At 70.2% G+C, this 26749-nt stretch carries 24 protein-coding genes and 1 tRNA gene; 13 read left to right on the top strand and 12 right to left on the bottom strand.

Annotation, left to right across the window (positions count from 1 at the left end; all coding sequences use genetic code 11):
- The first annotated feature begins 172 nt into the window (after window positions 1–172).
- From cysS to GAS53_RS45355, 3 genes are all read left to right on the top strand, one after another.
- Entirely contained in the window at window positions 173–1573 is a 1401-nt protein-coding gene (gene cysS / locus GAS53_RS45365) for a cysteine--tRNA ligase (RefSeq protein WP_151483637.1), read from the top strand.
- Between the two features lie 111 nt (window positions 1574–1684).
- Window positions 1685–2629 (top strand): 23S rRNA (guanosine(2251)-2'-O)-methyltransferase RlmB, encoded by a 945-nt coding sequence (rlmB, locus tag GAS53_RS45360; RefSeq protein WP_151483636.1) that lies wholly within the window; start codon window positions 1685–1687, stop codon window positions 2627–2629.
- Window positions 2630–2779: 150 nt separating this feature from the next.
- On the top strand, window positions 2780–4444 hold the full coding sequence (locus GAS53_RS45355; protein ID WP_151483635.1) for a DoxX family protein: 1665 nt from the start codon (window positions 2780–2782) through the stop codon (window positions 4442–4444).
- Between the two features lie 120 nt (window positions 4445–4564).
- Here the strand turns inward: GAS53_RS45355 and GAS53_RS45350 are convergent, their stop codons facing one another.
- The 3 genes from GAS53_RS45350 to GAS53_RS45340 all read right to left on the bottom strand — a co-directional run bounded on the left by GAS53_RS45350 (window position 4565) and on the right by GAS53_RS45340 (window position 7312).
- A complete protein-coding gene (locus GAS53_RS45350) occupies window positions 4565–5296 on the bottom strand; it encodes a nucleotidyltransferase family protein (protein WP_151483634.1) in 732 nt (243 codons plus the stop codon).
- A gap of 197 nt (window positions 5297–5493) precedes the next feature.
- Window positions 5494–5976 carry a hypothetical protein gene (locus tag GAS53_RS45345; RefSeq protein WP_404829412.1) on the bottom strand — a complete coding sequence of 161 codons (483 nt, stop codon included), beginning with the start codon at window positions 5974–5976 and terminating at the stop codon, window positions 5494–5496.
- A gap of 199 nt (window positions 5977–6175) precedes the next feature.
- A complete protein-coding gene (locus tag GAS53_RS45340; RefSeq protein WP_151483633.1) occupies window positions 6176–7312 on the bottom strand; it encodes an ABC transporter ATP-binding protein in 1137 nt (378 codons plus the stop codon).
- A gap of 268 nt (window positions 7313–7580) precedes the next feature.
- Between GAS53_RS45340 and GAS53_RS45335 the strand changes: the two genes are divergently transcribed.
- Window positions 7581–7654 (top strand) — tRNA-Thr (locus GAS53_RS45335).
- 43 nt (window positions 7655–7697) lie between these two features.
- Here the strand turns inward: GAS53_RS45335 and GAS53_RS45330 are convergent.
- Window positions 7698–8426, bottom strand: coding sequence for an alpha/beta hydrolase (locus GAS53_RS45330; RefSeq protein ID WP_151483632.1), 729 nt, complete (start codon window positions 8424–8426; stop codon window positions 7698–7700).
- A 15-nt stretch (window positions 8427–8441) separates the two neighbouring features.
- Window positions 8442–10052, bottom strand: a complete 1611-nt coding sequence (locus tag GAS53_RS45325) for an FAD-dependent oxidoreductase (protein WP_225859504.1) — start codon at window positions 10050–10052, stop codon at window positions 8442–8444.
- Between the two features lie 98 nt (window positions 10053–10150).
- On the opposite strand from GAS53_RS45325, the gene GAS53_RS45320 reads away from it, so the two are divergent.
- The gene (locus tag GAS53_RS45320; protein ID WP_151483631.1) at window positions 10151–10972 is read left to right on the top strand and encodes an aminoglycoside phosphotransferase family protein; all 822 of its coding nucleotides are present in this window, start codon (window positions 10151–10153) and stop codon (window positions 10970–10972) included.
- A gap of 78 nt (window positions 10973–11050) precedes the next feature.
- The gene (locus GAS53_RS45315) at window positions 11051–11527 is read left to right on the top strand and encodes a GNAT family N-acetyltransferase (protein WP_151483630.1); all 477 of its coding nucleotides are present in this window, start codon (window positions 11051–11053) and stop codon (window positions 11525–11527) included.
- Window positions 11528–11787: 260 nt separating this feature from the next.
- Here GAS53_RS45315 and GAS53_RS45310 read toward each other — a convergent pair whose 3' ends face one another.
- From GAS53_RS45310 to GAS53_RS45300, 3 genes are all read right to left on the bottom strand, one after another.
- Window positions 11788–12975: an RNA-guided endonuclease InsQ/TnpB family protein gene (locus GAS53_RS45310; protein WP_225859503.1), complete on the bottom strand. Its 1188-nt coding sequence runs from the start codon at window positions 12973–12975 to the stop codon at window positions 11788–11790.
- A gap of 111 nt (window positions 12976–13086) precedes the next feature.
- Window positions 13087–14079: a zinc-binding dehydrogenase gene (locus tag GAS53_RS45305; protein ID WP_151483629.1), complete on the bottom strand. Its 993-nt coding sequence runs from the start codon at window positions 14077–14079 to the stop codon at window positions 13087–13089.
- Between the two features lie 186 nt (window positions 14080–14265).
- Window positions 14266–15438 (bottom strand): NAD(P)-binding protein, encoded by a 1173-nt coding sequence (locus tag GAS53_RS45300; protein WP_151483628.1) that lies wholly within the window; start codon window positions 15436–15438, stop codon window positions 14266–14268.
- A 192-nt stretch (window positions 15439–15630) separates the two neighbouring features.
- On the opposite strand from GAS53_RS45300, the gene GAS53_RS45295 reads away from it, so the two are divergent.
- Window positions 15631–16287: a pentapeptide repeat-containing protein gene (locus GAS53_RS45295; protein WP_151483640.1), complete on the top strand. Its 657-nt coding sequence runs from the start codon at window positions 15631–15633 to the stop codon at window positions 16285–16287.
- A gap of 396 nt (window positions 16288–16683) precedes the next feature.
- On the opposite strand, the gene GAS53_RS45290 is transcribed toward GAS53_RS45295, so the two are convergent.
- Window positions 16684–17184, bottom strand: coding sequence for a hypothetical protein (locus tag GAS53_RS45290; RefSeq protein ID WP_151483627.1), 501 nt, complete (start codon window positions 17182–17184; stop codon window positions 16684–16686).
- A 7-nt stretch (window positions 17185–17191) separates the two neighbouring features.
- Between GAS53_RS45290 and GAS53_RS45285 the strand changes: the two genes are divergently transcribed.
- Window positions 17192–18625: a M1 family metallopeptidase gene (locus GAS53_RS45285; protein ID WP_151483639.1), complete on the top strand. Its 1434-nt coding sequence runs from the start codon at window positions 17192–17194 to the stop codon at window positions 18623–18625.
- 71 nt (window positions 18626–18696) lie between these two features.
- Here GAS53_RS45285 and GAS53_RS45280 read toward each other — a convergent pair whose 3' ends face one another.
- A complete protein-coding gene (locus GAS53_RS45280) occupies window positions 18697–19209 on the bottom strand; it encodes a GNAT family N-acetyltransferase (RefSeq protein WP_151483626.1) in 513 nt (170 codons plus the stop codon).
- Window positions 19210–19385: 176 nt separating this feature from the next.
- A complete protein-coding gene (locus tag GAS53_RS45275; protein ID WP_151483625.1) occupies window positions 19386–19961 on the bottom strand; it encodes a TerD family protein in 576 nt (191 codons plus the stop codon).
- Between the two features lie 274 nt (window positions 19962–20235).
- Here GAS53_RS45275 and GAS53_RS45270 point away from each other — a divergent pair, with 274 nt between their 5' ends.
- The 4 genes from GAS53_RS45270 to GAS53_RS45255 all read left to right on the top strand — a co-directional run bounded on the left by GAS53_RS45270 (window position 20236) and on the right by GAS53_RS45255 (window position 23936).
- Window positions 20236–20931 (top strand): ABC transporter ATP-binding protein, encoded by a 696-nt coding sequence (locus tag GAS53_RS45270; protein WP_151483624.1) that lies wholly within the window; start codon window positions 20236–20238, stop codon window positions 20929–20931.
- 40 nt (window positions 20932–20971) lie between these two features.
- Entirely contained in the window at window positions 20972–22297 is a 1326-nt protein-coding gene (locus GAS53_RS45265) for an ABC transporter permease (RefSeq protein WP_151483623.1), read from the top strand.
- Window positions 22298–22402: 105 nt separating this feature from the next.
- Window positions 22403–22831 carry an alternative ribosome rescue aminoacyl-tRNA hydrolase ArfB gene (arfB, locus tag GAS53_RS45260; protein WP_151483622.1) on the top strand — a complete coding sequence of 143 codons (429 nt, stop codon included), beginning with the start codon at window positions 22403–22405 and terminating at the stop codon, window positions 22829–22831.
- Window positions 22832–22931: 100 nt separating this feature from the next.
- Window positions 22932–23936: a sigma-70 family RNA polymerase sigma factor gene (locus GAS53_RS45255; RefSeq protein WP_151483621.1), complete on the top strand. Its 1005-nt coding sequence runs from the start codon at window positions 22932–22934 to the stop codon at window positions 23934–23936.
- A 137-nt stretch (window positions 23937–24073) separates the two neighbouring features.
- Here GAS53_RS45255 and GAS53_RS45250 read toward each other — a convergent pair whose 3' ends face one another.
- Window positions 24074–24637, bottom strand: coding sequence for a flavin reductase family protein (locus GAS53_RS45250; protein ID WP_151483620.1), 564 nt, complete (start codon window positions 24635–24637; stop codon window positions 24074–24076).
- A 376-nt stretch (window positions 24638–25013) separates the two neighbouring features.
- On the opposite strand from GAS53_RS45250, the gene cdgB reads away from it, so the two are divergent.
- The gene (cdgB, locus tag GAS53_RS45245) at window positions 25014–26696 is read left to right on the top strand and encodes a diguanylate cyclase CdgB (protein ID WP_151483619.1); all 1683 of its coding nucleotides are present in this window, start codon (window positions 25014–25016) and stop codon (window positions 26694–26696) included.
- Window positions 26697–26749: the final 53 nt, after the last annotated feature.

Below are 26749 nucleotides of genomic sequence, written 5' to 3'. Positions count from 1 at the left end.
GGCCCCCGAGAACGGGGTCTGGGGCGGAGCCCCAGAAGGATGGGACGGATAGGGGCGGCGGGGGCGAAACACGCCCGGACGGTGGCACCGTCGGCGCCCAGATGTCACGAATAAGTGGCCCATGTGCCAGAAGGGTCGCGGGGCACTGGTCACCGCCCACTACCCTGGAGTGGTGACCATTCGCCTGTACGACACCAGCGCCCGGCAGATCCGTGACTTCACCCCGCTCACGCCGGGTTGTGTCTCGATCTACCTGTGTGGCGCCACGGTGCAGGCGGCCCCGCACATCGGGCACATCCGGTCGGGGCTCAACTTCGACATCATGCGCCGCTGGTTGGAGTACCGCGGCTACGACGTGACGTTCGTCCGGAACGTGACGGACATCGACGACAAGATCATCAAGAAGGCGGCCGAGCAGAACAGGCCGTGGTGGTCGATCGGTTACGAGAACGAGCGCGCGTTCAGCGACGGCTACACGGCCCTGGGCTGCCTGCCGCCCACGTACGAGCCCCGCGCCACCGGCCATATCACCGAGATGGTCGAGATGATGCGCACGCTCATCGAGCGCGGGCATGCGTACGAGGCCGACGGCAACGTGTACTTCGACGTGCGCTCGCTGCCCGGGTATCTGTCGCTGTCCAACCAGGATCTGGACGATCTGCGCCAGCCGTCCGAGGACGGGGAGACCGGTAAGCGCGATCCACGGGACTTCGCGATGTGGAAGGCCGTCAAGCCCGGTGAGCCCTCCTGGGAGACGCCCTGGGGACGCGGCCGGCCGGGCTGGCACCTGGAGTGCAGTGCGATGGCGCACAAGTACCTGGGCTCCGCCTTCGACATCCACGGCGGCGGGATCGATCTGATCTTCCCGCACCACGAGAACGAGATCGCCCAGGCCCGGGGCTTCGGGGACGAGTTCGCCAAGTACTGGGTGCACAACGCCTGGGTCACCATGAGCGGCGAGAAGATGTCGAAGTCGCTCGGCAACTCGGTCCTCGTGTCCGAGATGGTCAAGCAGTGGCGGCCCATCGTGCTGCGCTACTACCTGGGCACCCCGCACTACCGCTCCACCATCGAGTACAGCGAAGAGGCGCTGCGCGAGGCCGAGTCGGCGTTCGCGCGGATCGAGGGCTTTGTGCAGCGGGTGATGGAGAAGGCCGGGGGCGTCGTCGAGCCCACGTCCGAGGTGCCGCCGGCGTTCGCTGAGGCGATGGACGACGACATGGGTGTGCCGCAGGCGCTGGCGATCGTGCACACGACGGTTCGCCAGGGCAACAGCGCGCTGGCCGCCGACGACAAGGAAGAGGCCGTGGCCCGGCTCGCCGAGGTCCGGGCCATGCTCGGCGTCCTCGGTCTCGACCCGCTCGACCCGCACTGGGCCGGCGAGTCCGACCGCGGCGACGATCTGCACGGGGTCGTCGACAGCCTCGTACGCCTGGTTCTCGACCAGCGTGAGGCGGCCCGGGCCCGTAAGGACTGGGCGACCGCCGACGCCATCCGCGACCAGCTCAACCAGTCCGGGCTCATCATCGAGGACGGCCCCCAGGGGCCGCGGTGGACGCTCGGCCCGCGCTGAGCATTCCTTGATCGATTGTGCCGCCCGGCTCTCCGGGCGGCACACTTCATAGAAGTACGCGTTCCAGAGTTCCAGAAGACATCAGCACGCTCTCACACAGACAGGTAGGTCATGGCCGCTAACAACCGCCGCATGTCCGGCAAGAAGGGCGCGCAGGTCGGCAGTGGCGGCCAGCGACGCCGGGGCCTGGAGGGCAAGGGCCCGACCCCGCCCGCCGAGGCGCGCAAGGGGCACAAGAAGAACCGAATCGCCACGTCCAAGGCGAAGCAGGCCGTGCGCCGCCCCGCACCGCGCGGCGGCCGGGGCGGCAAGGGCACGTCCGAGATGGTCGTCGGGCGCAACTCCGTCGTCGAGGCGCTGCGCGAGGGCGTGCCCGCCACGATGCTCTACGTGCAGCAGTTCATCGACAACGACGAGCGGGTGCGCGAGGCGCTCCAGCTCGCCGCGGACCGCGGCGGCATCCACCTCATGGAGGCCCCCCGCCCCGAGCTCGACCGCATGACCAACGGGCTCAACCACCAGGGCCTCGTCCTCCAGGTCCCGCCGTACGAGTACGCGCACCCCGAGGACCTCGCCGCCGCCGCGTACGACGAGGGCGTGGACCCGCTGATCGTCGCGCTCGACGGCGTGACGGACCCGCGCAACCTCGGTGCCGTCGTCCGGTCGGTCTCCGCGTTCGGCGGGCACGGTGTGGTCGTGCCCGAGCGCCGAGCCGCCGGTATGACCGCCGGCGCCTGGAAGACGTCCGCCGGCGCCGCGGCCCGTACGCCCGTCGCCCGCGCGTCCAACCTGACCCGGGCCCTCGAGGCCTACAAGAAGGCAGGCCTCGTCGTGGTCGGCCTCGCCGCGGACGGCGAAGCCGAGATCGGCGAACTGGAAGCCCTCGGCGGCCCGGTCGTCATCGTCGTCGGCAGCGAGGGCAAGGGCCTGTCCCGACTCGTGGGCGAGACCTGCGACTTCCGGGTGCGGATTCCGATGCCGGGTGGCACGGAGTCGCTGAACGCGGGTGTGGCGGCTGGTGTCGTGCTGTACGAGGCCTCTCGGCGGCGTGTCTGAGGGTGGTCCGGCGGGGACTGGGGGCGGTGTGAAATGCCGTCCCCGTAAGGCGCCTCCATAGGGCGATACGGACGGGCTGGGTGATCTTGACGCGGTCCGGACAGATCGGGGCGGTCAAAGCAGTGTCCTAAGCACACGCCGCTCGGTTAGATGAGTGTGGACACCAGAACACCCCGCACACCCACGGGGGACCGCTCGTTGGGATTCGACGACGCTCCCGCGCTGAGCATGGTGAAGGTGCCGAGCGATCCGGCGCAGGTCATCGTCAATCATGCGAGCTTCCGCGTGCAGCTGGGCACCGCCCCGCGGGCCCAGTCCCCGCGCGTCGCACGGTACTTGAGCTCGAGCGACGACACCGCGCGCATGCCCGTCGTCGGAACCGCCGCAGGAACCCGCCGCCGCGCGCCCGTCGTCTGGAGCGGGAGGTCCGCCCCCGACGACACCGGCGCCACCCGGCTGCTGCAGGCCGTGCGGAGCACGAGTCTGCGGCACGGCGCCGAGGAACCGGCGGGCGACGGCGGCGCGACCCAGGTCATCCCGCGCGTCGACGTGGGCGCCACCTCCGGGTTCGACATCGACGCCACCGTCGAGACGCCGAGCGTCCGCGGCCCCGGGACCCGCCTCCTGCCCCAGATGCGCAGCGCGGGCAGCGCGTACGAGGAGATCGACGACCCCCCGTACACGAGGGGCGATGTCGAGGACGACTCCTACGAGCGCGACTCCTACGAGCGCGACTCGTACCGGGACGAGGACGGCAGTGCTCCCAAGCGGCACGGCGCCGACCCCGTCCGGCACGGGTACTACCCCGGCCGCCGGATGAACCTCGGCGTCGTCCTGCTCCCGCTGCGCGTCTTCCTCGGCTTCATCTCCATCTACGCCGGCATGGGCAAGCTCTGCGACCCCGTCTACTTCGACGGCGGCAAGCGCGGCTCCATGGTCAAGTGGCTCAACTCGCTGCATCCCTGGGAACTCGCCGAGCCACTGCGCCAGTTCGCGCTCGAGCACCCCGTCGGTGCCGGACTCCTCATCGCCTTCTTCCAGGTGATCGTCGGCGTCCTCACCGTCCTGGGCCTGTGGCAGCGGGTGGCCGCGGTCGTCGGCGCGCTGCTGTCGGCGGCGCTTCTCCTCACCGTCAGCTGGAAGTCCGTCCCCGCCTACGACGCACCCGACATCATCTACCTCGCCGCCTGGTCCCCGCTGATCATCGCGGGCGCCCCCGTCTACTCCGTCGACGGCCGCCTCGCCGGTGAGGCCTGGCGCACGCTCGGGCCGCGCGTCGAGATCTGGGAGCTGCGCCGCCGGGTCCTGCGCCGCGGCGCGCTCGTCGCGACCGTCGTCGTCGGATTCACGCTGCTCTTCGGCTCGTTGCTCGGCGGCGCCGTCCGCGACGCCGACCGTGTGGTCGTCCCCGGCCCCGGCGAGGCCCCGCGCAACGAACTGCCCGGCTCCCCGCTCCCCGAGGAACCCGGCAAGCGCCGCCACAAGGAGAGCCCCTCGGCGGCCAACTCGCCCACGCAGGGCGCCACTTCGGCGAGCCCCTCGGGCGCCGCGACCACGCCTGGTGCGGCCCGCGAGACCGCCGGCGCCACTGCCGGTCAGCCCAGCCAGACACAGGGCACCGGCCAGGCCCCGCCCCAGCAGTCGGCCCCGCCCCAGGCGCCCAGCACCAGCGCGGGCCCGTCCTCCTCGGGCGGCAACAGCGGCGGTACGGGCTCGGGAGGCGGCTCCGGAGGTACCGGCGGCGGCGCGGGCGGAGGCTCGGGAGGCAGCGGCTCCGGAAGCTCGGACGGGCTCGTCGGCGGCCTGCTCGGCTGAGACAGCTCATTCGCCACGACGTCCGGTACGTGGATTTCGATACGACGATGGGGCCCGGCACCACTCAGGTGCCGGGCCCCATCGACGTACGGGACAAGTCGCTGGACCGAGGTGAGGTCCTCAACGCCCCAGCGCGGCCAGCTCCTTGGCCGCCTCCGTGAGGTCCTTCGCGGTGTCGATGGCGCGCCAGTAGGCGCCCTGCGGGATCGGATAGCCCGCCAGGCGGCGCTCGCGGGCCAGGCGCGGGAACGTGGTGCGCTCATGGTCGCCGAGGTCGGGGAGCAGGGCGGCGAACTCGGGCGAGAAGACGTACACGCCCGCGTTGATCCCGTACGCGGTCGGCGGGGACTCGATGAAGTCCGTGATGTGACCGAAGTCGTCGGTCTCGACGGCGCCCCACGGGATGCGCGGGCGGGCCAGCGCGAGGGTCGCCACCGCGTCGCGCTCGGTGTGGAAGTCCGCCATCTCACGCAGCGAGAAACGGGTCCAGATGTCGCCGTTCGTCGCGTACCAGGGGCGGTCCGGGTGGGGCAGGTGCTTGGCGGCGAACTTGAGGCCGCCGCCGCGGCCCAGCGGCTCCGTCTCGACCACGGTGGTCACGGAGACGGGCAGGTCGGTCGACTCCAGCCACTGCTGGAGGACCTCGGCGAGATGACCGCACGAGACGACGACGTCGGTGACGCCCTCCTCGGCGAGCCAGGCCAGCTGGTGGCCGATGATCGGGGTCCCGGTGCCGGGAATCTCGACCATCGGCTTGGGACGGTCGTCGGTGTAGGGACGCAGCCGGGAGCCCTGGCCGCCGGCCAGGACGACGGCTTGAACGGGGCGCGACGCGGCGTTCGGATCGGTCATGCCCGAACTGTACGTGGCGCCCCGCGGGGTGAGCGGGTGGGGATGTGCGGGCTGTGCGGGTGGGGGTGTGCGGGCCGCGCGGGGTGGGGATCTGCGGGTCCGTTGAGGCTGGTCGCGCCCACGCGGCGGAGCCGCACATTGTCCCAGCCCCGCGCCCCTTACGGGGCCGGAGGCCCCTGACGGGCCCGCCGGGCGGCTCAGGCGTGCTGGGCGGCTACGCCCGTGGCGAAGGATGTGTCGCAGACCGGGCGGGCGTATGACTGGGCGCGGGACGGGCCGTATGCGCGGACCGCTGCGCGGCCCAGGGCGCGGGCGATGGAGGCGCAGTGCCTGGCGAGCGACGGGCGGCCGTTCACGGCCTCCTGGAGGTGTGTGAGGGCCACGCCCGGGTTCTTCTCCTGGAGTTCGAGCAGGAGCTTGTCGCGCAGCACGTCCTGCGGGGCGCGGGACGGAGCGCGCCGGGAGACGTCCTCGGCGGATGCGGCGAGCACCGAGCCCGAGGAGCTGTTCCCGGACCAGTTGACTCGGGTCACCGCGAGCGTCCCGGAGAGCACCAGGACGACGGGCAGAACGAGGGCGAGAGTACGGCCGATCCGGCGGGCCGGACCGCGGCCGTGCTGTGTCGGTCGGCCGGCGGGGCCACGGCCGTGTCGCGTCGAGTGGTTAGTGGAGTGCTTCACGCGAGTGAGGGTAGCGCGGGGTGATGATTTGGCGACATTTAGTAATCAATTCGAGGGACGGGTAAACCGCCGTTTTCGAGTTTGATGTTGACGCACAGGTATCGAAATGACCGGTCTGCCGGGGTATTTGTCGACAACGAAGAAGGCCCCGCAGTGGCCTGCGGGGCCTTCTTCGTCAACCTGGGTGAAATCTCCGGGATTAGTCGGAGAGACGCTCACCGGTGGACGTCGAGAACACGTGGGTCTCGCCCGGGCGCGGTACGACGTGCAGCGTGGCGCCCTTCTCCGGGACCGCGCGGCCGCTGACACGGACGACCAGGTCCTTGAGGTCGTCGCCCATCTTGGAGCTGCCGTAGACGTAGCCGTCGGCGCCGAGCTCCTCGACGACGTTCACGGAGACGGCGAGGCCCGCCGGGGCGTCCTCGGTCTCCTTCGACAGGGAGTTGGCGGCGTCGCCGTTCGTCTCGACGATGTCGAAGTGCTCCGGGCGGACACCGACCGTGACGGTCGTGTCACCCTTGTCGGCGGCGGCCTTGAGGGCCTCGCGGTTGACGGGCACCACGGAGTTGCCGAACTTCACACCGCCGTCGGTGATCGGGACCTCGACGAGGTTCATCGCCGGGGAGCCGATGAAGCCGGCGACGAAGAGGTTGGCCGGGCGGTCGTACATGTGGCGCGGCGAGTCCACCTGCTGGAGCAGGCCGTCCTTGAGGACCGCGACCCGGTCGCCCATCGTCATGGCCTCGACCTGGTCGTGGGTGACGTAGACGGTGGTGATGCCGAGGCGGCGCTGCAGCGACGCGATCTGCGTACGGGTGGAGACGCGGAGCTTGGCGTCGAGGTTCGACAGCGGCTCGTCCATGAGGAACACCTGGGGCTCACGCACGATGGCGCGACCCATGGCGACACGCTGGCGCTGACCGCCGGACAGGGCCTTCGGCTTGCGGGCCAGGTAGTCGGTGAGGTCGAGGATCTTCGCCGCGTCCTCGACCTTCTGGCGGATCTCGGCCTTGTTGACGCCGGCGATCTTGAGCGCGAAGCCCATGTTGTCGGCGACCGTCATGTGCGGGTAGAGCGCGTAGTTCTGGAACACCATGGCGATGTCCCGGTCCTTGGGCGGCAGGTGCGTGACGTCGCGGTCACCGATGTGGATCGAGCCGGAGTTGACGTCCTCGAGACCCGCGAGCATGCGCAGGGAGGTGGACTTTCCGCAGCCGGAGGGACCGACGAGGACGAGGAACTCGCCGTCCGCGACATCGAGCTCGAGCTGGTCGACGGCGGGCTTGTCGCCACCCGGGTAGATGCGGGTCGCCTTGTTGAACGAGACAGTGGCCATGGTGAGGGGCCCCCTTCACCGGCAGGAACGTGCCGGACGATCCGTTGTAAAGGTGGTGAGCCACTACGGAACGGCCCGTAGTGGTGTAGTCCACACGAGCGGACTGGGTCAGGACGCTACCTCGCGTTCACGCGTTCTGTCAGTACTCCGGGGCTCATGAAGTTCGAGGAAATTTTCGACGGGACCCCGCTGTGACGTGGGTACACTGCACGGGCGCGCATGCGTGCACGCCCAGCGCACGTATGCCTGCAAGCACGCACGCGTGCAGGCCTCCTTAGCTCAGCTGGTCAGAGCAACGCTCTTGTAAAGCGTAGGTCGTCGGTTCGAATCCGACAGGGGGCTCCGACAGCACGGACAACCCGTCGTGCCGCATTGCAGGCCCAGGTCACCCGCTGACCTGGGCCTTTTGTGTGGGCAGGCCCGCTGCGCGAGCGATCAAGCGGGCCGTGCGGAGGCCTTCGCGGTGGGCGGAGCCGGAGTGGGCGGGGCGGCAGCGGCCGAGTTCGGAGGCGTACTCGGCCATGACCGCGCCCGAGTGGTCCGTGGTGAGTTCCGTGAGGGGGGCCGGGCGGCCGCAGGCGGCCAGGACGGCCTGGAACTCGCGGGCGTTGGCGAAGTCGCAGACCCGGTCCGCCGTGCCGTGCACCAGGTGGATGGGCAGCGGCGGGGCGGTGGCGCAGACGGCCATGGGGGAAGGGAGGCCGAGGAGCGGCTCGGGCTGGTTGTAGCGGGCGGCGATGCCGACCACGGCGGCCGGGCGCCAGCCCTCCGGGGGGTTCGGCTGCAGGGCCGTGGCCATGGCGGCGCGGCCGCCCAGGGACCAGCCGACGAGGATGATCTCGGCCGGGTCGCGTACGAAGTCCCAGGTGAAGCGGAGGGACGCCTCGAGGTGGGGGCGTCCGCCGTCGGGGGCGTCCGGGTGCCAGTCGGGGACTATGACCGTGGCGCCGAGGCGGGCGACCGTCGCGGCCAGGGCGCCGAGAACGTCCCGTTCGGCGGGGCCGCGGCCGTGCCACAGGAGGACCGTGGGGGCGTCGGGGGCGGCGGCGCGGTGGATGTCGAGGAGCTGACCGTCGGACGAGTAGCGGACGGTGTCCATGACTGCGGTGCTCATGAGGTTCCCCCTGTCTCAGCGGCCCGCGACCCGGTCGGCGATACGCGCGATCCGGGACGACTGTGCGGCATGGGTGGTGAGTTCGCGGCGGTCGGCGGCTCGATACGTCGCGTACATGCCGTGTACCCCGAGCCAGCGGAAAGGCTCGGGTTCCCACTTGCGGACCTTGTGTTCGACCCAGGGGAGGGCGGTGAGCTCGGTCGCGCCCGACTGGCCCGAGTCCCGCTGGATCAGGTCCCGGAGGGTGCGGGCGGCGAGGTTGGCAGTGGCGACTCCGGAGCCCACATAGCCGCCGGCCCAGCCGAGGCCGGTCGAGCGGTCGAGGGTGACCGTGGCGCACCAGTCGCGGGGGACGCCGAGGACGCCCGACCAGGCGTGGGTCACGGCGATGTCCGAGAGCTGCGGGAAGAAGCGGACGAGGATCTCCCGGAGCGCGTTGACCGTCGACGCCTGCGTACGGCCGTCGTTGTCCGTGCGCGAACCGAAGCGGTACGGAACTCCGCGGCCGCCGAGCGCGATGCGGTCGTCGGCGGTGCGCTGGGCGTACATGTAGGCGTGCGCCATGTCACCGAGTGTTTCGCGGCCTTCCCAGCCGACGGACTCCCATTGGGAGGCGGTCAGCGGCTCGGTGGCGATCATCGAGGAGTTCATGGGGAGCCAGGTGCGTTTCTGGCCCTTCAGGGAGGCCGTGAAGCCTTCCGTGCAGCGCAGGACGTAGGGGGCGCGAACCGTGCCGTACGGGGTGACGGCGTGCTTGGGTCTGATCTCGGTGACGGGCGTCGACTCGTGGATCGTGACGCCGAGTGCTTCGACGGCCGCCGCGAGGCCCTTGATGAGCTTGACGGGGTGCAGGCGGGCGCCGTGCGGGGTCCAGGTGGAGCCGACGGCGTCGGCGACGTGGATGCGGTCGGCGGTCTCGCGGGCGCCGTGGAGCTCGCGGTCCTTCTCGCCGTACGAGAGTTCCGTCTCGTGGAAGGCCTTCAGGCGGGCCAACTGGGCGGGTGTGTAGGCGACTTCGAGTACGCCGCCCCGGTGGATGTCCGCGTCGATGCCTTCTTCTTCGGTGGCGCGGACGACTTCGGCGACCGTCTCGTTCATGGCCTGCTGGAGGTGTACGGCGGCTTCGTGGCCGTGCAGGCGCGCGTAGCGGTCGCGGCCCGCGATGCCGTTGTAGAGCCAGCCGCCGTTGCGGCCGGAGGCGCCGTAGCCGCAGAACTTCTGCTCCAGGACGGTGATCCGCAGGAAAGGGGCGGCCTTCTTCAGGTAGTACGCGGTCCACAGGCCGGTGTAGCCGCCGCCGACGATCACGACATCGGCGCTCGCGTCGCCGGGGAGAGGCTCGCGGGGTGTGGGGAGGCCGTCCTGCGCGTACCAGAACGATATGCCGCCGTTGACGACGGTGCGGGGTGCGCCGGGCGTGCGGGCTGTCGGGGCCGGGTCGGTCGCGTCCGCCGTGCCTGGCGCGTCCGCCGTGCCTGGCGCGTCCGCCGTGCCTGGCGCGTCCGCCGTGCCTGGCGCGTCGGCCGCGCGCGGCGCGTCGGTGGCGCCTGTCGCGTCGGTGGCGTCCGGCGCGTCGGTCGTGCGGGTGGCGTCGCTGGTGCTGCCCGCGTTCTCCGTGCTGCTCATGCGCGGGACGTTAGCTTCTCGGAGTGGCGGGTGTCTCCTTCGGATTCCATGCTTTTCCACGGCCTTGGGCAAGCGCACGACTCATGGGGTGATGGTGAATGGTCCGGTACGCGCGGCTGCTGGAGCGGGGAGAGGAGTTCCTGGAGCGATGGGATCTGCGGCAGGAGGGGGCGCCGATGAGCGGGCGGGTCTCGGTCGTGCTGCCGGTCGTGCGCGCCGACGGAACACGGGCGGCGCTGAAGCTGCAGGACGTCGACGACGAGACGGCCGGCGAGGGGCTCGCGCTGCGGACCTGGGGCGGTGACGGGGTCGTACGGCTGCTGGACGAGGACGCGGAGACCGGCACGTTGCTGCTCGAACGGCTTGACGAGGGACGCCCGTTGGCCGCCGTACCGGATGTGATGAAGGCCACCGGAATCCTGGCGGAGTTGCTGGCGCGGCTCACGGCCGTGCCGGCGCCGGAGGGGATGCGGCGGCTGGGCGATATCGCCGCGGGCATGTTCGAGCGGCTGCCGCCGGTGCTCAAGTCCCTTGAGGACCAAGGCGATCGGCGGTTGCTGGAGGACTGTGCGGCGGCGGTGCGCGAGGTCGCGGGCGAGCCCGGGGACCGGCTGCTGCACTGGGATCTGCACTTCGAGAACGTCCTCGCGGCCGACCGTGAGCCGTGGCTCGTCATCGATCCGAAACCGCTCGCCGGGGACCCGTGCTTCGAGCTGCTGCCCGCGCTCTGGAACCGGTTCGAGGAGGGGCAGCTGCCGCGCCGCTTCGACCTGATGACGGAGGCGCTGGGCGTGGACCGGGAGGGGGCACGCGCCTGGACGCTGGGGCGGGTGCTGCAGAACTCGCTGTGGCTGGTGGAGGAGGGGGAGGGGCTGGACGCCGAACAGGCCGCCATCGCACGGCTGCTGCTGGGACGTTGATCCGGGTCGCCGGGCGGCGCTGCTGCTGGGGGTGGGTCTCGACCCGGTTTGCCCGGGTGGCTGTCGTAGCCTGCCCGCATGATTCGTACGGCAACTCCCGCTGATGTGCCCGTGATCCACTCCATGATCCGCGAACTGGCCGAGTACGAGAAAGCGTTGGAGGAGGTCAGGGCCACCGAGGAGCAGCTGTGCGAGGCGCTCTTCGGGGAACGGCCGGCCGCTTACGCGCACATCGCGGAGTCCGCGGAGGGCGAACCGGTCGGGTTCGCGCTGTGGTTCCTCAACTTCTCCACGTGGCGCGGGGTGCACGGGATCTATCTGGAGGACCTGTACGTACGGCCGCTTGCGCGCGGCGGTGGGTACGGGAAGGCGCTGCTGCGGGAGTTGGCGCGGATCTGTGTGGAGCGGGGGTACGAGCGGCTGGAGTGGGCCGTCCTCGACTGGAACCGGCCGTCGATCGACTTCTACGAGGCGCTGGGCGCGCGACCGCAGGACGAGTGGACGGTGTACCGGCTGACGGACGGGGCGCTCGCGCGGTTGGGGTCAGGGCACTGATTCGAGTATGGGCGTGTCTGCGGATACGTTGTGCTTTGGCGCCTTCGCCGTGACCATCACGCCCGTGATGAGTCCGGTGAACAGCCTGATCCCTGCGGTCCACCAGATGGCGACCGTTTGGCCCCCTCTCCCGCCAAGCGGCGGGAGATTCCTCCCTGTCCTCCGCCGAGCGGCGGTGGGGCTTGAGTTGGGTTCCTGCTTCGACGCGCTCTGCCCTGATTGCCGACCAGGGTCTGACGTGCGCTCCACAGGCGTTTACCTCACGCTGGGGTGAGGGCCCCCGGCCCGGGGGTGGGTGGTGCGGTTCGCTGGGTCGCGGCGCGGATGCGTCGGCCTTCGTTCTGGGTGTTTTTGGCCGCATTCCAGTCCCGGTCCTGGACTGTGCCGCACTCCGGGCAGGTCCAGATACGGATCTTCAGCGGTTTGGGTCCGTCCCGGTGTCCGCAGGCTGAGCACAGCTGACTGGAAGGGAAGTTGTGGGCTACGCGGGTGAAGCCACGGCCGTATCTGCGCGCCTTGTACTCGAGCATTGCGGTGAATTGCGCCCAGCCTGCGTCGTGGACCGCCTTTGCCAACCGGCCACGTGCGAGGCCTCTCACGTTCAGCGTCTCCACTGTGACCGTTTGGTTTTCACGGACCAGCTTGGTGGAGAGCTGATGGTGGAAGTCCTTGCGCGTATCGGCCACGGTCGCATGAGCGCGAGCCACTTTCAGTCGGGCCTTGTTCCAGTTCTTGCTGCCCTTCTGTTTTCGGTCCAGGTCACGCTGCCGTTTCTTCAGCTTCTTCTCCGCCCGTCGCAGAAACCGCGGCGATGCCACTCGCGAACCGTCGGCCAGGACAGCGAAGTGAGTCAGCCCTAGATCAATGCTTTGATCACCCTCGACGCTGGGGGAGGCAACCAAGTCCTCGATCGGGTTGGTGGTGACGACGAATGAGGCGAAGTACCTTCCGGCCGCATCCTTGATCACGGTGACGCTGGACGGGACCGAGGGAAGCGGCCGAGACCAGCGGACTGGGATCGTGCCGATCTTCGGGAGGCTGAGCTTTCCGTCTGGCGTGATCTTCCATTTAGCGTTCGCGGTGAACCGCACGCTCTGGCGGTGGTCCTTACGGGACTTGAACACCGGCTCGCTCATCTTCGGCCCTTTGCGGGTGCCCTTGAGTGAGCCGAAGAATGCCGTCCAGGCCGTGTCCTGGTCCCGCAGCACCTGCTGCAATGGCACGACTGACACATCGGCCAGCCACGCCCGCTCCTCGGTCCGCTTGGCCTGCGTGATCAGCAGCTTCGACAGCAGCCCGGTCTTCGGGAACGGCAGCTTCCGTTCGTGCGCGACCTTGCGTGCGGTAAGGGCGTCGTTCCACACCACCCGAGCACACCCGAACACTTTCGCCAGCGCCATCCGCGCACCGGGACCGGGCTCCAGGCGGAACGTGTAACGCAGCTCCACTCCGGCTCGACCTCCCTCTCGCGCGAACAGCAGCCCTGGTCGGGAACGACTGTTTCATCAGTCGCCTGGTGTAACGCCCCACGTGTGCGAAAGTCACGCAATCCTGCGAACTCACGGCTCCAGAACCACCTTGCCGATCGTTCCCCGGCTCTCCAGCGCTCGGTGCGCCGCCGCCGCCTCCGTGAGCGGGAAGCGCTGGACGGCTGGGACGAGGCGGCCCTCGGCGGCCTCCGCGAGGGCCCGGAGTTCCAGCGTACGGATGGGGTTGGGGCCGCCCGTCTTCTGCATCATCACGGGGCCGAGGACCGACTGGGATATGCCCTCGACCAGGTACGGAGTGCCGTCGTGCAGGCCGTCGCCGGACCAGCCGAAGACGAGGTGCTTCCCGCGCTCGCCGCCGGCGTTGTCGAGCAGGGCGACGGCTTCGCGGGCCGTGTCTCCGCCGACGCCGTCGAAGACGACCGTGGCCGGCCGGTCGCCGAGGAATCGTCTGACCTGGTCCGGCCAGCTCGGGTCCTTGTAGTCGACGGCGAGGTCGGCGCCGTTCTTCTCGACGCGTGCCACCTTCTCCGGGCCGCCCGCGAGGCCGATCACCGTGGCGCCCGCGTGTTTCGCGTACTGCACGAGGAGAGTGCCGATGCCGCCTGCTGCGGCGGGGATGACGGCCACGGAGTCGGGGGTGAGGTCGGCGAACTGGAGGATCCCCATCGTCGTACGGCCCGTGCCGATCATCGCGACAGCCTGCGCGAAGTCCAGGTTGCCGGGGATCTCGTGGACGCGGTCGACGTCCGTGACGGCCAGTTCGGCGTAACCCCCGGGGTTGTAGCCCAGGTGGGCCACGACGCGCTTGCCGAGCCACAGGTCGGCGACGCCCTCGCCGAGGGACTCGACGGTGCCGGCGACCTCGCGGCCGGGGACGGTCGGCAGGGCGGGCAGCTCCGGGAGCGGGCCCTTGATGCCCGACCGGATCGCGGTGTCGAGGAGGTGTACGCCGGCCGCGGCGACCGCGATACGGACCTGGCCGGGGGCCGGCTCGGGGTCCTGGACCGGCTCGTACGAGAGGTTCTCGGCCGGGCCGAAGGCGTGGAGGCGGATGGCGCGCATGGCGGGGCTCCTCGATCGGTTCTCATCGGTTCTGTGTGCCGCCACTGGTTCCGTCGGTACTGCGTGCCGCTACTGATTCCGTCGGATGTGTGGTCGCTTCTGGTTCCGTCAGTTCTGTGTGCCGCTACTGGTTCATCGGTTCGGCGGTGCGTTTCGGTTCGCTGTGGTGGAATCCAGCCTCCGACCTCAAGCCTGCTTGAGGTCAAGGCCCGCCCTGCTGCGGATGTTCAGTGCCAGGGACACCGCTTCCAGCGCGCTGTTGAAGGACACCTCGGAGAGCACGCCGGGGGCCGCCACCTGGTCGCCCGCGAGGTACACGCCGTCACCCCGGTCGACGCGTGGGCGGTCGCGCCAGCTCGTGCCGGGGAGGTCGACGGCGCCGGTGCGGCCGTTCGCGAGCGCCTCGCGGCGGTAGGTGACGCGGTCGCGCCAGCCCGCGAAGGCGAGGTCGAGCAGGTGCTCGGCGCGGGCGATGCCGTCCGCCCGGGACTCGCGGGGTGCGATCGGGATCTGGCCCTGGATGAGCTGCTCGCCGGCCGGGGCGAGGGAGCGGTCCTGGGCCGTGAACCGCTCGATCCAGCCCGGCGCGTCCAGGTCGGAGACGGCGAACGCGTCGCCCCTGCGCGTACGGACGGCCAGGTCGATCAGGGCCGTACGGCCGCTTGTCCAGGTCAGTGAGCTGTCCTTGAGGAGGAGGCGGGCCGCGTCGAGGGAGGTGGCCACGATGACCGGGCCGTGGTCGTCCGGGAGCGTGTCCACTCGGGCGAGCGTTTCGACGCGTACGCCCAGGTTCCAGGCGCGGGCCGCCATCCTGTCGATGACGCTGGCCCACCCGCCGCGCGGGTAGTGCGCCTCCGGCGGGAGCTTCGTGGCGCGGCGCAGGCGTTCCTGTACGAAGGCCGCGGAGAGGGTGCCCGGGTCGTGGTGGAAGAGGGCGACGGCGGAGTAGTGGGCTGCCGCGATGGCGCCCTCCTCTCCGGCGATGTCCGTCGCCCAGGTCATGAAGTCCTTGTCCACGGGCGCCTGTTCGGGCGTACGGCGCAGGAGTTTGAGCATGGCGAAGGGTGGGGTGCGGCGCAGGGTGCCCTTGTGGCGGAGGCGGAGGCGGGCGGCTTCCAGGGGTGGGAGCGGGGCGAGTTCGCCGATCAGGTCGCGTTGCTTGAGCCAGGTCCAGTGGGGGCCGCCTTTGTAGAGGGCGTGCGGGCCCTCGTTCGTCTTGTACGGGCCCTCGGCGGTGCGGGCGCGGCCGCCGAGGGTGTGGTGGGCCTCGTACACGGTGACCTTGGCGCCTGCTTCGGCGGCGGTGATGGCCGCGGTGAGGCCGGCGAAGCCGCCGCCGACGACGGTGATGCGGTGCATGGCTTTGGGTCTCCCTCTGCTCCGGGCCTGCGTTCGGTGTTCTGGGTGCCTGTGTTCCGTTGGTTTTCCTCTATGACTCTTTGAGGGCCTCGGAATGTGACATGGAGGGAGTTTTGGCTGGTCAGATGGGTTGTCGATGGGTTGTCAGTGGTGGGGTGCAGGATGGGGGGCATGGCGAGCAGAGCAGTAGGGGTGAAGGGGGCGCGGCGGCCTGAGGTGCGGTTGCCGCCGCTTGTGCCGTACGGGGGCGGTGAGCTGGAGCCGGACGGGGATTACGACGGGCTGCAGTTCAGTGACGTGGATTTTGTGGGGCAGGACGGTGGGGGTGCGCGGTTCATGGACTGTGCGCTGACGGGGTGCGCGGTGGATGAGACGCGGCTGCATCGGGCGCGCGTGCTGGATTCTGTGCTCACCGGGATACGGGGGGTTGGCACCGATCTCGGCTCGGCGACGCTCCGGGATGTGGAGTTGGTCGATGCGCGGCTGGGTGGGGTGCAGGTGCATGGGGCCGTGCTGGAGCGGGTGGTTGTTCGTGGGGGGAAGATCGACTATCTGAATCTGCGGGAGGCTCGGCTGAGGGACGTGGTGTTCGAGGGGTGCGTGCTCGTCGAGCCGGACTTCGGGGGTGCTCGGCTGGAGCGGGTGGAGTTTGTGGACTGCGTGCTGAAGAGGGCGGACTTCAGTGGGGTGTCGTTGGTGGATGTCGATCTGCGGAGGGCGGCGGAGGTCGACATCGCTCGGGGGGTTGATCGGTTGTCGGGGGCGGTGATCAGTCCGACTCAGTTGTTGGATCTGGCGGGGGTGTTTGCGGCGGAGATGGGGGTGCGGGTGGTGGGGCTGGGGGAGTGAGGTGGGGCGAGGTGGGCGAGGGTGCGCTTTTTGGCGGCCGCCTGTGGGTGGTTCGCCTGCCGTCTTGGGGGGCGGGGCCGTGCCGGTACGTCGAGTCCGCCACCACCGGGTATCCGGCTGTGGTTTTGGAGGGTGACGTTTCCTGGAGGAGCTCTACGTGGCGGACTGCGACGTACCGGCACGGCCCCTCCCGTGGGTGGGCGGCTGCGGGTGCGTTTCTTCAGCTGTCCGCCGCCGCGGCCCGGTGGCTCATGCCTGGGCTCTCGCGTTCACATTTGGGGTTCCGGGACCCACTTCCGTGGCCTTCGGCGGGCCCAGTGCAGGCATCTCCAGCCCGTCCGGTGATTTAGGACGAGGCGTTCAGGCCGATGCGGGGTCTGGGGGCGCCGGGCATGGTCAGGGCAGCCGGGGGAAGCGGGCCTCGAGGGTCCAGATTGCTGGGTTTTCGCGGAGCGTCTCGTGGAGGTCGGTCAGGTCGGCCAGGAGGTCGTGGAGGAAGTCGCGGGACTCGCGGCGGAGTTCGGAGTGGGAGAAGGTCAGGGGTGGTTCGGCCGGCGGCAGCCACTCCGCTTCGATGTCGACCCAGCCGAAGCGGCGCTCGAAGAGCATGCGGTCGGTGGACTCGGTGAAGTCCAGTTCGGCGTGCTGGGGGCGGGCGGCGCGGCTGCCGAGGGGGTCCTTGTCGAGTTGCTCGACGATGTCGCACAGGGCCCACGCGAAGTCGAGTACGGGCACCCATCCCCAGGCTGTGGACAACTCGCGGTCCGCCTTCGTGTCGGCGAGATACACGTCCCCGCAGAACAGGTCGTGCCGCAGCGCGTGGACGTCCGCGCGGCGGTAGTCGGTCTGCGGGGGGTCCGGGAAGCGGGAGGAGAGGGCGTAGCCGATGTCGAGCACGTGGGTGATGGTGTCACGTCGTTTTAGGATCACCAGCGTGCCCCGATCTGTGACTGTTGTGCCTGTCGCTGTCCTGCTCGTGTTCGCCCTCACAGCGTGCGACGGCGGGGTGCGGGGGAGCGCCGGGGCGTCCGGGGTGCGGGACCCGTATTTCCCGAAGTCGGGGAACGGGGGATACGACGTCACGCATTACGGGCTGACCCTCGGCTACGACCCTGGGGCGCGTCGGCTGATGGGGAAGGCGGAGGTGGCGGCGCGGGCTGAGCAGGATCTCAGTGCGTTCAACCTCGATCTCAAGGGGATGGACGTCAGCTCGGTCGAGGTCGAGGGGAAGGCTGCGCGCTTCAATCGCAGTGGTCAGGAGCTGACCGTCCGTCCGCATGACGACCTCGACAAGGGCGCGAGGTTCACCACGGTCGTCCGTTACTCCGGTGCTCCCGAGACGATCACCGATCCGGACGATTCGGAGGAGGGCTGGCTGCGGACGGCGGACGGGGCCCTCGCACTCGGCGAGCCCACCGGGTCGATGGCGTGGTTTCCCGGCAATCACCACCCGAGCGACAAGGCGACGTACGACATCACGATCACCGTGCCCGAGGGGCTGAAGGCCGTGTCGAACGGGGAGTTGAGGGGGGAGGTGACGCGGCGGGGGCGTTCCGAGTTCGACTGGCATGTCGGCGAGCCGATGGCGTCGTATGTGGCGACGGTCGCGGTCGGGAAGTACGAGACGCGTCGCTCGAAGACCGCGGACGGGCTGCCGGTGTACGTGGCCGTCGACCCGGAGCAGGCGAGGGCAAGTGCCGAGGTGCTGGCCCGAATCCCCGACATCGTGGAGTGGGCGGAGCTCAACTTCGGCCCGTACCCCTTCTCCTCGACCGGCGCCATCGTCGATCGCGAGGACGACGCGGGGTACGCCCTGGAGACCCAGAACCGGCCCGTCTTCCCCGGCGCCCCCGGCACCGACCTCCTGGTCCACGAACTGGTCCACCAGTGGTACGGGAACTCCGTCACTCCCAAGTCGTGGCGCGACATGTGGCTCAACGAGGGCTTCGCGACGTACGCGGAGTGGCTGTGGCAGGAGGACCACGGCGGCGACACGGCCCAGGACGTCTTCGATGCTCTGTATGAAGACGACTACTTCGACAGCCGGGAGGACAGCGACGCCGTCTGGGCCTTTCCGCCCGCGAAGCCGCCGAGCGCCGCGCACATCTCCGACAGCCCGGTGTACGAGCGGGGCGCCATGGTCCTCCACAAGATCCGCGAGACGGTCGGCGACGATGCTTTCTACGACATCGTCCAGGGCTGGGCCGCCGCCCACCGCCACGGCAACGCGGACACGGACGACTTCACGGCATACGTGGAGGGGAAGGCGCCGGACGAGGACTTCTCGGAGATCTGGGAGGACTGGCTGTACGGGGAAGGGAAGCCGGGGGAGTCCTGAGCGCTCCGCCGGCGCGCGCACCAGGTCGTCGCCTTCGGCGGAGTCGGCCCTGGTATCTCAGTACGCCCTGGTTATCTCAATACCTTGCGCAACACCGCGCAGGGGCGCCCCAGCTGACGATCCTTGCGGTGCCGGATGGCCTCGTACCCGAGAGCGGTCCAGAAGGCGAGGGCCTTGGGGTTGTTGTCGAGGGCGGCCAGGCGTACGGCGTGCCTTCCTGCCTTGTGGAAGCGCTCCTCGACGTGTGTCGCCAGCTCCCGCCCGTATCCCTTGCGTTGCTCGCTCGCGTCCACAAGGAGCAGGCCGATCCACGGGTCCGGATCGGCCGGATCCGGGTGGTGCGCGAGCGTGATCGCCATCCCGACCAGCCGCCCGGCACTCCGTGCGAGCAGCACCTCCACGTCCGGGTTGACGAACTCGTCGGCGAGAGCGGTGGCGACCTGCTCCGGGCGGATGTCGTCGGGGTCCGGGAAGTCACCGCTGAGCGCGTAGAACTCGTGGTTCGAGGCGTAGAGGGCGGTGAGTTCGGTGAGCAGCTCGCCCGGGAGGGCGCCGTCGACGGGGACGAGGGGTTCGAGAAGCATGGGCGCACGCTAGCCGTTGGCTGCCCGATGAGCCGGGGCACGGGCAGAGAGTCGGGGCACGGGCAGACGCGGGTATCGAAGAGCCCTCGGGTACGCGGGAGTGCGCGGACATCGAGGAGCCCCCGGTCCGGATGTGACCGGACCGGGGGCTCCTCGACTGCCGTTCGGAATCTGACTCAGACGCTGACGCCGAAGTCCTGCGCGATCCCCACGAGGCCCGACGCGTAGCCCTGGCCCACCGCGCGGAACTTCCACTCCGCGCCGTTGCGGTAGAGCTCGCCGAAGACCATGGCGGTCTCCGTGGCGGCGTCCTCCGAGAGGTCGTAGCGGGCGATCTCCACGCCGCCGGCCTGGTTCACGATGCGGATGTACGCGTTGCGGACCTGGCCGAAGTTCTGCGAGCGGTTCTCCGCGTCGTAGATGGAGACCGGGAAGACGATCTTCTCGACGTCGGCGGGGAGGCCCGCCAGGTTGACGTTGATCGCCTCGTCGTCGCCCTCGCCTTCGCCAGAGCGGTTGTCGCCGGTGTGGACGATGCTCTGGTCCGGGGTCTGCTTGTTGTTGAAGAAGACGAAGTGTCCGTCCGAGTAGACCTTGCCCTGGGGGTTGACCGCGATGGCCGAGGCGTCCAGGTCGAAGTCGGTGCCCGTGGTGGTGCGGACGTCCCAGCCGAGGCCCACGGTGACGGCGGTCAGGCCCGGAGCCTCCTTGGTGAGCGAGACGTTGCCACCCTTGGACAGGCTTACAGCCATTGTTGGGAGTCCTTCCCTCGTTTGACGTACGTACGGGTCGTGCGGTCCTGCGGTGCTGCGCGTCGGGCTTTGTACGGGACGAAGCTACCGGCACCCCTAAGAACGCCGAAGGGGGTCCCTAGGGTTCCGCACCCCTTTACTTTCTTTACCTGCGGCCCAGAGCCTAGTAGCGGCGGGGTTCGTCGAGGCGAAGACACGGGTACGGGAAACCGAACCGCGAAGCCGGGTGCCTGTCCCATCGTGCGCCCGACCTGCCGCTTCGTACCGTCGACTCATGAACACCGTCCTCGAACTGGAGCGGGTGAGCCGGACCTACGGCCGTGGACCGCACCCCGTGCACGCACTGCGCGAACTCGACGCACGGCTGTACGCCCAGTCCCTCACCGCCGTGACGGGCCCCTCCGGCTCCGGGAAGTCGACCCTGCTGCAGTGCGCGGCCGGGCTCGACCGGCCGACCTCCGGCACCGTACGGCTGGCCGGCCGGGAGATCAGCGCGATGGGGGAACGCGAGCTGACGCGGCTGCGGCGCGAGCGCATCGGTTTCGTCTTCCAGTCCTTCAACCTGCTGCCCACCCTCACCGCGCAGGAGAACGTCCTGCTCCCCCTGCGCCTCGCCGGCGAGCGCCGCGATCCGGCCCGGGCGCGCCGCATGCTGGCCCGGGTCGGTCTGGACGGGCGCGAGGACGCCCGGCCCGGGGAGCTGTCCGGCGGTCAGCAGCAGAGGGTGGCGATCGCCCGCGCGCTCGTCACCGAGCCGGACGTCGTCTTCGCGGACGAGCCCACCGGCTCGCTCGACCAGGAGACGGCGGCCGGGGTGCTCGGGCTGCTGCGGGAGGCGGTGAGCGCGTACGGGGCCACGGTGGTCGTCGTCACCCACGACCCGGCGGTCACCGCCCTCGCCGACCGCGTGCTGCGCCTCGCGGAGGGCCGACTCGTCACGGACACGGCGGAGGCGGGGATGCCCGTATGAGTCCGCGTCATCGCGTCACGGACAGGTCGGGGGCGCCCGTATGAGCTTCCTCGCCACCAACGGTCTCGCCACCGCATCCGTCAAGGCCCGTCCCTCCGCCTTCGCCGGGACCTTCGCCGCTCTCGTGTTCTCCGCGACCGTCGTCACCGCCTGCGTGGCCGTCGCGGTCTCCGCCGCCGGCGTGCCCGCGTCGGCCGAACAGGCGGAACTCTCCGACATGGGCGTGGCGTTCAGCCTGCTGACGGTCTACATGTCCGTCTTCGTCATCGGCCAGGTGATGTCCCTGGCCGTCGCCCAGCGCCGGCGGGAGAGCGCGCTGCTGCGGGCGGTCGGCGCCGGGCCGTGGCAGATCCGCCGCATGGTGGCGACCGAGGCGCTGTGGACGGCACTGCTGGCGCTGCCCGTCGGATACGGGCTCGGGGCGCTGCTGGCCCGCGTCTGGTACGACGGGATGGCGGGCCAGGGCATGATCCCGGACGGCATGGCGCTGCGCGTGGGACTGCCCCCGCTGTTCGCCGCCGCCGGGGTACTCGTCGTCTCTTCGCAGCTCGGCGGGATGATCGCGGCCTGGCGGGCGTCCCGTACCCGCCCGTGGGCGGCGCTCGCGGACACGACCGTGCAGGGCGGCGAACGGCCGGGCCGCGTGCGCGGGTTCGCCTCCCTGGTCTTCCTCGTCGGCGCCGGGGCACTCACGGTCGCCGCGGGCGCGGGCTCCGCCGAGGACGCCGCCTCCGAGATCCCGCTCGTGCTGCTGGCGTACCTCGTCTCCATCGGCCTCGCCGGTCCCTGGATCGGGCGGCTGGCCACGGCGGTCGCCGCACCGCTGCTGCGCGGACTCGGTGGCGTGGCGGGGGAGTTGGCGGTCGCGGGCTGCCGGGCCCGCTCGCGCCGGCTGTCCGCGGCGATCACGCCGATCGCACTGGTGACGGCGTTCGCGGTGGCCAAGTTCGTGTCGCTGACCGGGGCCGGAGACCCCGACTGGATGGAGATCTTCGGGACGCTCCTGTACGCCGGATTCGCGGGCCTCGTGGCCGCGAACACGCTGGTCATGCTGACGCTGGAACGGCTGCGCGAGTTCTCCCTGCTGCGCACGGTCGGTGCCGGGAAGCAGCAGGTCGTCGCCGTGGTGGCGGCGGAGGGCGCGGTCACGGCGCTTGCGGGGCTCGGCACGGGCGCGCTCGCCGCCTGCGCGGTGATGGTCCCGCTGGGCGGCAAGACCGGCACGCCCATCGGAGGGCTGCCCTGGTGGGCCTGGGCCGCCATCGCGGTCTGCGGGTTCGTCCTCGTGTGGGGGGCGTCCTGTGCGCCCCTGTGCCGCATGCTGCGCGTACGCCCGATCGACGGTGTGACGCGGCGCAGCAGTTGAGGGCGGCCGCCATCACCAGCTCCTGCGCCCCCGAAAGCACTGCGCCCCCCAATGGCCTCGAAAAAGCGGGTGACGTGGACCGGACACACACGCGACCATGGAGCCATGTCCGGTCCTTACGTCATCCGTGGCTCCGTCTCGCTGCCCGAGGCCGAGCTCATGTGGCGTTTCTCGCGGTCCTCCGGGCCGGGCGGGCAGCACGTGAACACGTCCGACTCGCAGGTCGAACTGCGCTTCGACCTCGCGAAGACCGAGGCGTTGCCGCCGGTCTGGAAGGAGCGGGCCCTCGACAAGCTGGCCGGGCGGCTCGTCGACGGAGTCGTCAGCGTGCGCGCCTCCGAGCACCGCTCCCAGTGGCGCAACCGGGAGACCGCGGCCGTCCGACTCGCCTCGCTGCTCGCCGAGGCCAGCGCCCCGCCGCCCAGGCCCCGCCGGGCCACCCGTATTCCCCGCGGGATCAACGAACGCCGACTGCGCGAGAAGAAGCAGCGGGGCGACACGAAGCGTGGACGCTCCGGGCGCGACTGGGGGTAGGCCACGGCCACCGTCCCCACCCCTCTGTCACATCCGTCTTCCGTGATCCGTCAACCCATTGACGGACCGTGGCAGAGGAGCGGCAGAGGAGATGCGGCACATGAGCGGGGACGAATTCCTGACGCCGGAAGAAAAGCTTCAAGAAGAAGCCGAAGGAAAGCCGACGGGCGCAGAATCGGCAGCCGAAGAGACACAGTCGGCAGCCGAAGACACACAATCGGCCGCCCAAGAGAACGTCAGCGACAAGGAATTCCTCGCCGAGCGGTTCGAAGCGCACCGCACCCGTCTCCGCGCCGTCGCCTACCGCATGCTCGGCTCGCTCTCCGAAGCCGACGACGCCGTTCAGGAAGCCTGGTTCAAGCTCAGCCGCTCGGACACCAGCGCGGTCGAGAACCTCGGCGGCTGGCTGACCACCGTGGTCGGCCGGGTCTGCCTCGACATGCTGCGCTCCCGCCGGGCGCGCGCCGAGCAGCCACTGGACGAGCCGGGCGTACGCATGCCGGAGCCGGTCCTCGCCCCCGTCACCGGTGTCGACCCCGAGCAGGAGGCCCTGCTCGCCGACTCCGTGGGCCTCGCCCTGCTCGTCGTACTCGAGACCCTGAGCCCCGCCGAACGGCTCGCCTTCGTGCTGCACGACCTGTTCGCCGTGCCCTTCGAGGAGGTCGCGACCATCGTGGGGCGTACGCCGGTCGCGGCCCGTCAGCTCGCCAGCCGGGCCCGGCGGCGGGTTCAGGGCGGCGCTCCCGCCCCCGATCCCGACCTCGACCGGCAGCGGAAGGCCGTCGACGCCTTCCTGGCCGCCTCGCGTGACGGTGACTTCGACGCGCTCGTCGCCGTGCTCGACCCGGACGTGGTGGTACGGACGGAGGCCGGTGTGACGACCGGCGCGACAGCCGTTGCTTCGGGTGCGCTGGCCTTCCGGCACTTCGCCGGGTTCGCGCGGCCCGCCCTCGTCAACGGAGCCGCCGGTGTCGTGGTGGTCCACGAAGGGCGCCTGGTCAGCGTGGTGGCCTTCACAGTCGTACACGGCCGGATCGCCGTCATCGACATCCTCAGGGACCTGGAGCGCCTGACGGGGCTCGACGTCACGTTCCTTGACGACTGACAACCAGCACTGACAACCAACAAGTGGCAGCTGACAGATGACAGATAACAACTGACAGATAACAGATGACAGAAAACCAATAACCAATCCAGCCATACCGGGCCTGACCGACAGGCGACCCGCGACCGTAAGCCCCACTACCCCAACTGCCGGTACCGCCCCCGGAAGTACGCCAGCGGCCCCCCGTCCGCGCTCGGCAGCGACGACGTCAGTACCCGCCCGATGACCAGCGTGTGATCCCCCGCCGTCACCCGCTGTTCGGTCCGGCACTCCAGGGTCGCCAGGGCGCCGCTCACCAGCAGCGCTCCGGACGCCTTTCCGCGTACGTACGGGATGTCCTCGAAGAGGAGGCGGTCGGAGATGCGGCCCTTCATGGCGAAGCGGCCCGCGATGTGGCGCTGGCTCTCGGAGAGGACGGAGACCGCCCACAGGGGCTGCTCGTCGAGCAGGTCGTCCATGCGGGAGCCCTCGCGCAGGCCGATCAGGACGAGTGGCGGGTCCAGGGACACGGACATGAAGGAGGTCGCCGTCATGCCGACGTCCTCGCCGCTCGGGCCGTCCGGGTCCGACTGTGCCTCGTGCGCGGTCACCAGCACCACGCCCGCGGCCAGCCGGGACATGGCGGCACGGAACTCGTCGTTGCTCACCCCCTCAGCATGCACGGGTGGGACGGGAGGAGCGGCAGAGGGAGTGTTCAGCACGGGAAGACGCTATTCTCCGCCCTCCGGGCGGCACATCGGACCAGCGCCCGAACCGGGTCCTAGGACCCGGGTCCGACTCTGCCGCGCACTTTGGCAGGAGCCCGCACATGTCCCACCAATTTGCGTTCAGTAAACGCACGGCGAAAACACAGAAACTCTACTCAATTGTTCATCTTCTTCTGTGACTTGAGTCACAGGTGCCATATTTTGTTGACCCTGTGTACCGAGTGGGCAGCGCGCTGTGATTCAGTGGCGGGGACGCTGCGAGCAGTAGGCGATCAGTAGGCAAGATCAGCGAGTGATCAGTAAGCGATGAGTACCGACGAGAAGCCTGGATAACTCTGGAGTTGCTGTCGAGGTCTCGGGGAGAGCGAGCATGGAGACCGAGTCGGAGCCGTACGTCCGTCTTGCGACCCTGCGGCAGCTGCATCAGGTCATGGCGGACATGAACACGGCCCGCAGCCTGGCCGACACGCTGCAGACCGTCGCCGACGGAGTCGTGACCGGACTTGGCTACGAACTTGCCTGCGTCAACCTCGTACGTCCCGACGGCGACCTCGTCGTCGCCGCGCTCGCCGGGAACTCCGCCGCCGAGGCCCTCATCACCGGACGCGTGGGCTCCCGCGCCTCCTGGGACCGCCGGCTGAACATGGGCGAGGCGTGGGGCGACCTGCGCTTCATACCGCACACCGAAGGCTGGGTCCTCGACGAGGACGACGTCCCGCAGTGGTACACCGACGGGCCCGCACCGCGCTTCGAGGACGAGTGGCACCCCGCCGACCGCCTCTTCGCGCCCATGTACACCCCGGGCGTCCCCGGCGGCTCCTGCGGCGAACTGATCGGCGTCCTGTCCGTGGACCGCCCGCGCAACGGCCGCCGGCCCGGCGCGTGGGGCCGCGAGGCGTTGCAGATGTACGCGTTCCAGGCCGCCATCGCGATCAGCAACGCGCGTCTACGAGCCAACATGCAGCGCGCGCTCGTCCGCCTCGAGCGGGAGCAGCAGGCACTGCGCGCCAGTGAAGAGAGCTTTCGGCAGGCCTTCGAGTACGCCCCGTCCGGCATGGCCATCGCCGAGATGGGCGGCGACCAGCACGGCCGGATCCTGCGGACGAACGACGCGCTGTGCCGGCTGCTCGGCCGCCCCGCCTCTTCGATGCGCCGCTACTCCTTCTCCGACCTCGTCCACCCCGAGGACATCGGCACACTGCTGAGGACCTCAGCGGAGGGCGGGCGGGCCGAGCTGAGGCTCTGCCGCCGCGACGGTACGTATGTGTGGGTGTCGCTGCGCAACAGCGTGGTCGCGGACGCCGCCGACGGGCCGCGCTTCCTGCTCACCCACGTCGAGGACATCGAGGAGCGCAAGCGCCGCGAGCTCCAGCTCGCCCACCGCGCCTCGCACGACTCGCTCACCGGCCTGCCGAACTCCGCCGAGCTGCGCGCCCGGCTCGGTTCCCGGCTCTGTGCGCGGCCCGCGGCGACGGAGCACGGCGACGTCGCCACGATCGACGCGGCGTATGGGAACGCGGTGGCCGAGCACGGCGCGAGCGGCGTGTACGACATGAACGGGCACGGCTTCGACTACCGGCCGGGACCCGAGGCGTTCGACGCCTACGACCACCATGTGCACACGATCGCCCCCGAGGGGGAGCGGGACGACGGCACGAAGGGGCTCGCGGTCCTCTTCTGCGACCTCGACGGCTTCAAGTCGATCAACGACCGTTTCGGGCACAACGCCGGCGACGCCGTGCTGATCGAGGTGGCCCGGCGCCTCAGCGGTGCCGTGCGGGACGGGGACACGGTCGCGCGGCTTGGCGGTGACGAGTTCGTGGTGCTCGCCGACGGGCTCGGGCGGGCCGACGCGCAGGACCTCGCGGTACGGCTGCGGAACGAGATCATCCAGCCGATCCGGGTCGACGGCCGCGCCATGCGGGTCGGTGCCAGCTTCGGTATTGGGTGGGCACATTGCGGCATGACGGCGGACGAGGTCTTGCAGTCCGCTGACGAGCGGATGTACGTAGAGAAACGGTCTCGTCCCAAAGCGCACAGGCGTGCGGGCTGATCCGCAGGTCAGCGGGGTGATGCGATCCGAGTCACCCGTTTGGGGCAGCGGAA

The organism is Streptomyces albicerus, assembly GCF_008905045.1.
Classification (GTDB): Bacteria; Actinomycetota; Actinomycetes; order Streptomycetales; family Streptomycetaceae; genus Streptomyces; species Streptomyces albicerus.
This window is presented reverse-complemented; position numbering and strand designations above follow the sequence as displayed.

Bases quoted from the DNA above. Each gene is read 5' to 3' on its own strand.
- rlmB (WP_151483636.1), top strand. From the start codon at position 1,685: ATGGCCGCTAACAACCGCCGCATGTCCGGCAAGAAGGGCGCGCAGGTC.
- GAS53_RS45355 (WP_151483635.1), top strand. From the start codon at position 2,780: ATGAGTGTGGACACCAGAACACCCCGCACACCCACGGGGGACCGCTCG.
- GAS53_RS45350 (WP_151483634.1), bottom strand. From the start codon at position 5,296: ATGACCGATCCGAACGCCGCGTCGCGCCCCGTTCAAGCCGTCGTCCTG.
- GAS53_RS45340 (WP_151483633.1), bottom strand. From the start codon at position 7,312: ATGGCCACTGTCTCGTTCAACAAGGCGACCCGCATCTACCCGGGTGGC.
- GAS53_RS45330 (WP_151483632.1), bottom strand. From the start codon at position 8,426: ATGAGCACCGCAGTCATGGACACCGTCCGCTACTCGTCCGACGGTCAG.
- GAS53_RS45325 (WP_225859504.1), bottom strand. From the start codon at position 10,052: ATGAGCAGCACGGAGAACGCGGGCAGCACCAGCGACGCCACCCGCACG.
- GAS53_RS45320 (WP_151483631.1), top strand. From the start codon at position 10,151: ATGGTCCGGTACGCGCGGCTGCTGGAGCGGGGAGAGGAGTTCCTGGAG.
- GAS53_RS45315 (WP_151483630.1), top strand. From the start codon at position 11,051: ATGATTCGTACGGCAACTCCCGCTGATGTGCCCGTGATCCACTCCATG.
- GAS53_RS45305 (WP_151483629.1), bottom strand. From the start codon at position 14,079: ATGCGCGCCATCCGCCTCCACGCCTTCGGCCCGGCCGAGAACCTCTCG.
- GAS53_RS45300 (WP_151483628.1), bottom strand. From the start codon at position 15,438: ATGCACCGCATCACCGTCGTCGGCGGCGGCTTCGCCGGCCTCACCGCG.
- GAS53_RS45285 (WP_151483639.1), top strand. From the start codon at position 17,192: ATGGTGTCACGTCGTTTTAGGATCACCAGCGTGCCCCGATCTGTGACT.
- GAS53_RS45280 (WP_151483626.1), bottom strand. From the start codon at position 19,209: ATGCTTCTCGAACCCCTCGTCCCCGTCGACGGCGCCCTCCCGGGCGAG.
- GAS53_RS45275 (WP_151483625.1), bottom strand. From the start codon at position 19,961: ATGGCTGTAAGCCTGTCCAAGGGTGGCAACGTCTCGCTCACCAAGGAG.
- GAS53_RS45270 (WP_151483624.1), top strand. From the start codon at position 20,236: ATGAACACCGTCCTCGAACTGGAGCGGGTGAGCCGGACCTACGGCCGT.
- GAS53_RS45265 (WP_151483623.1), top strand. From the start codon at position 20,972: ATGAGCTTCCTCGCCACCAACGGTCTCGCCACCGCATCCGTCAAGGCC.
- arfB (WP_151483622.1), top strand. From the start codon at position 22,403: ATGTCCGGTCCTTACGTCATCCGTGGCTCCGTCTCGCTGCCCGAGGCC.
- GAS53_RS45255 (WP_151483621.1), top strand. From the start codon at position 22,932: ATGAGCGGGGACGAATTCCTGACGCCGGAAGAAAAGCTTCAAGAAGAA.
- cdgB (WP_151483619.1), top strand. From the start codon at position 25,014: ATGGAGACCGAGTCGGAGCCGTACGTCCGTCTTGCGACCCTGCGGCAG.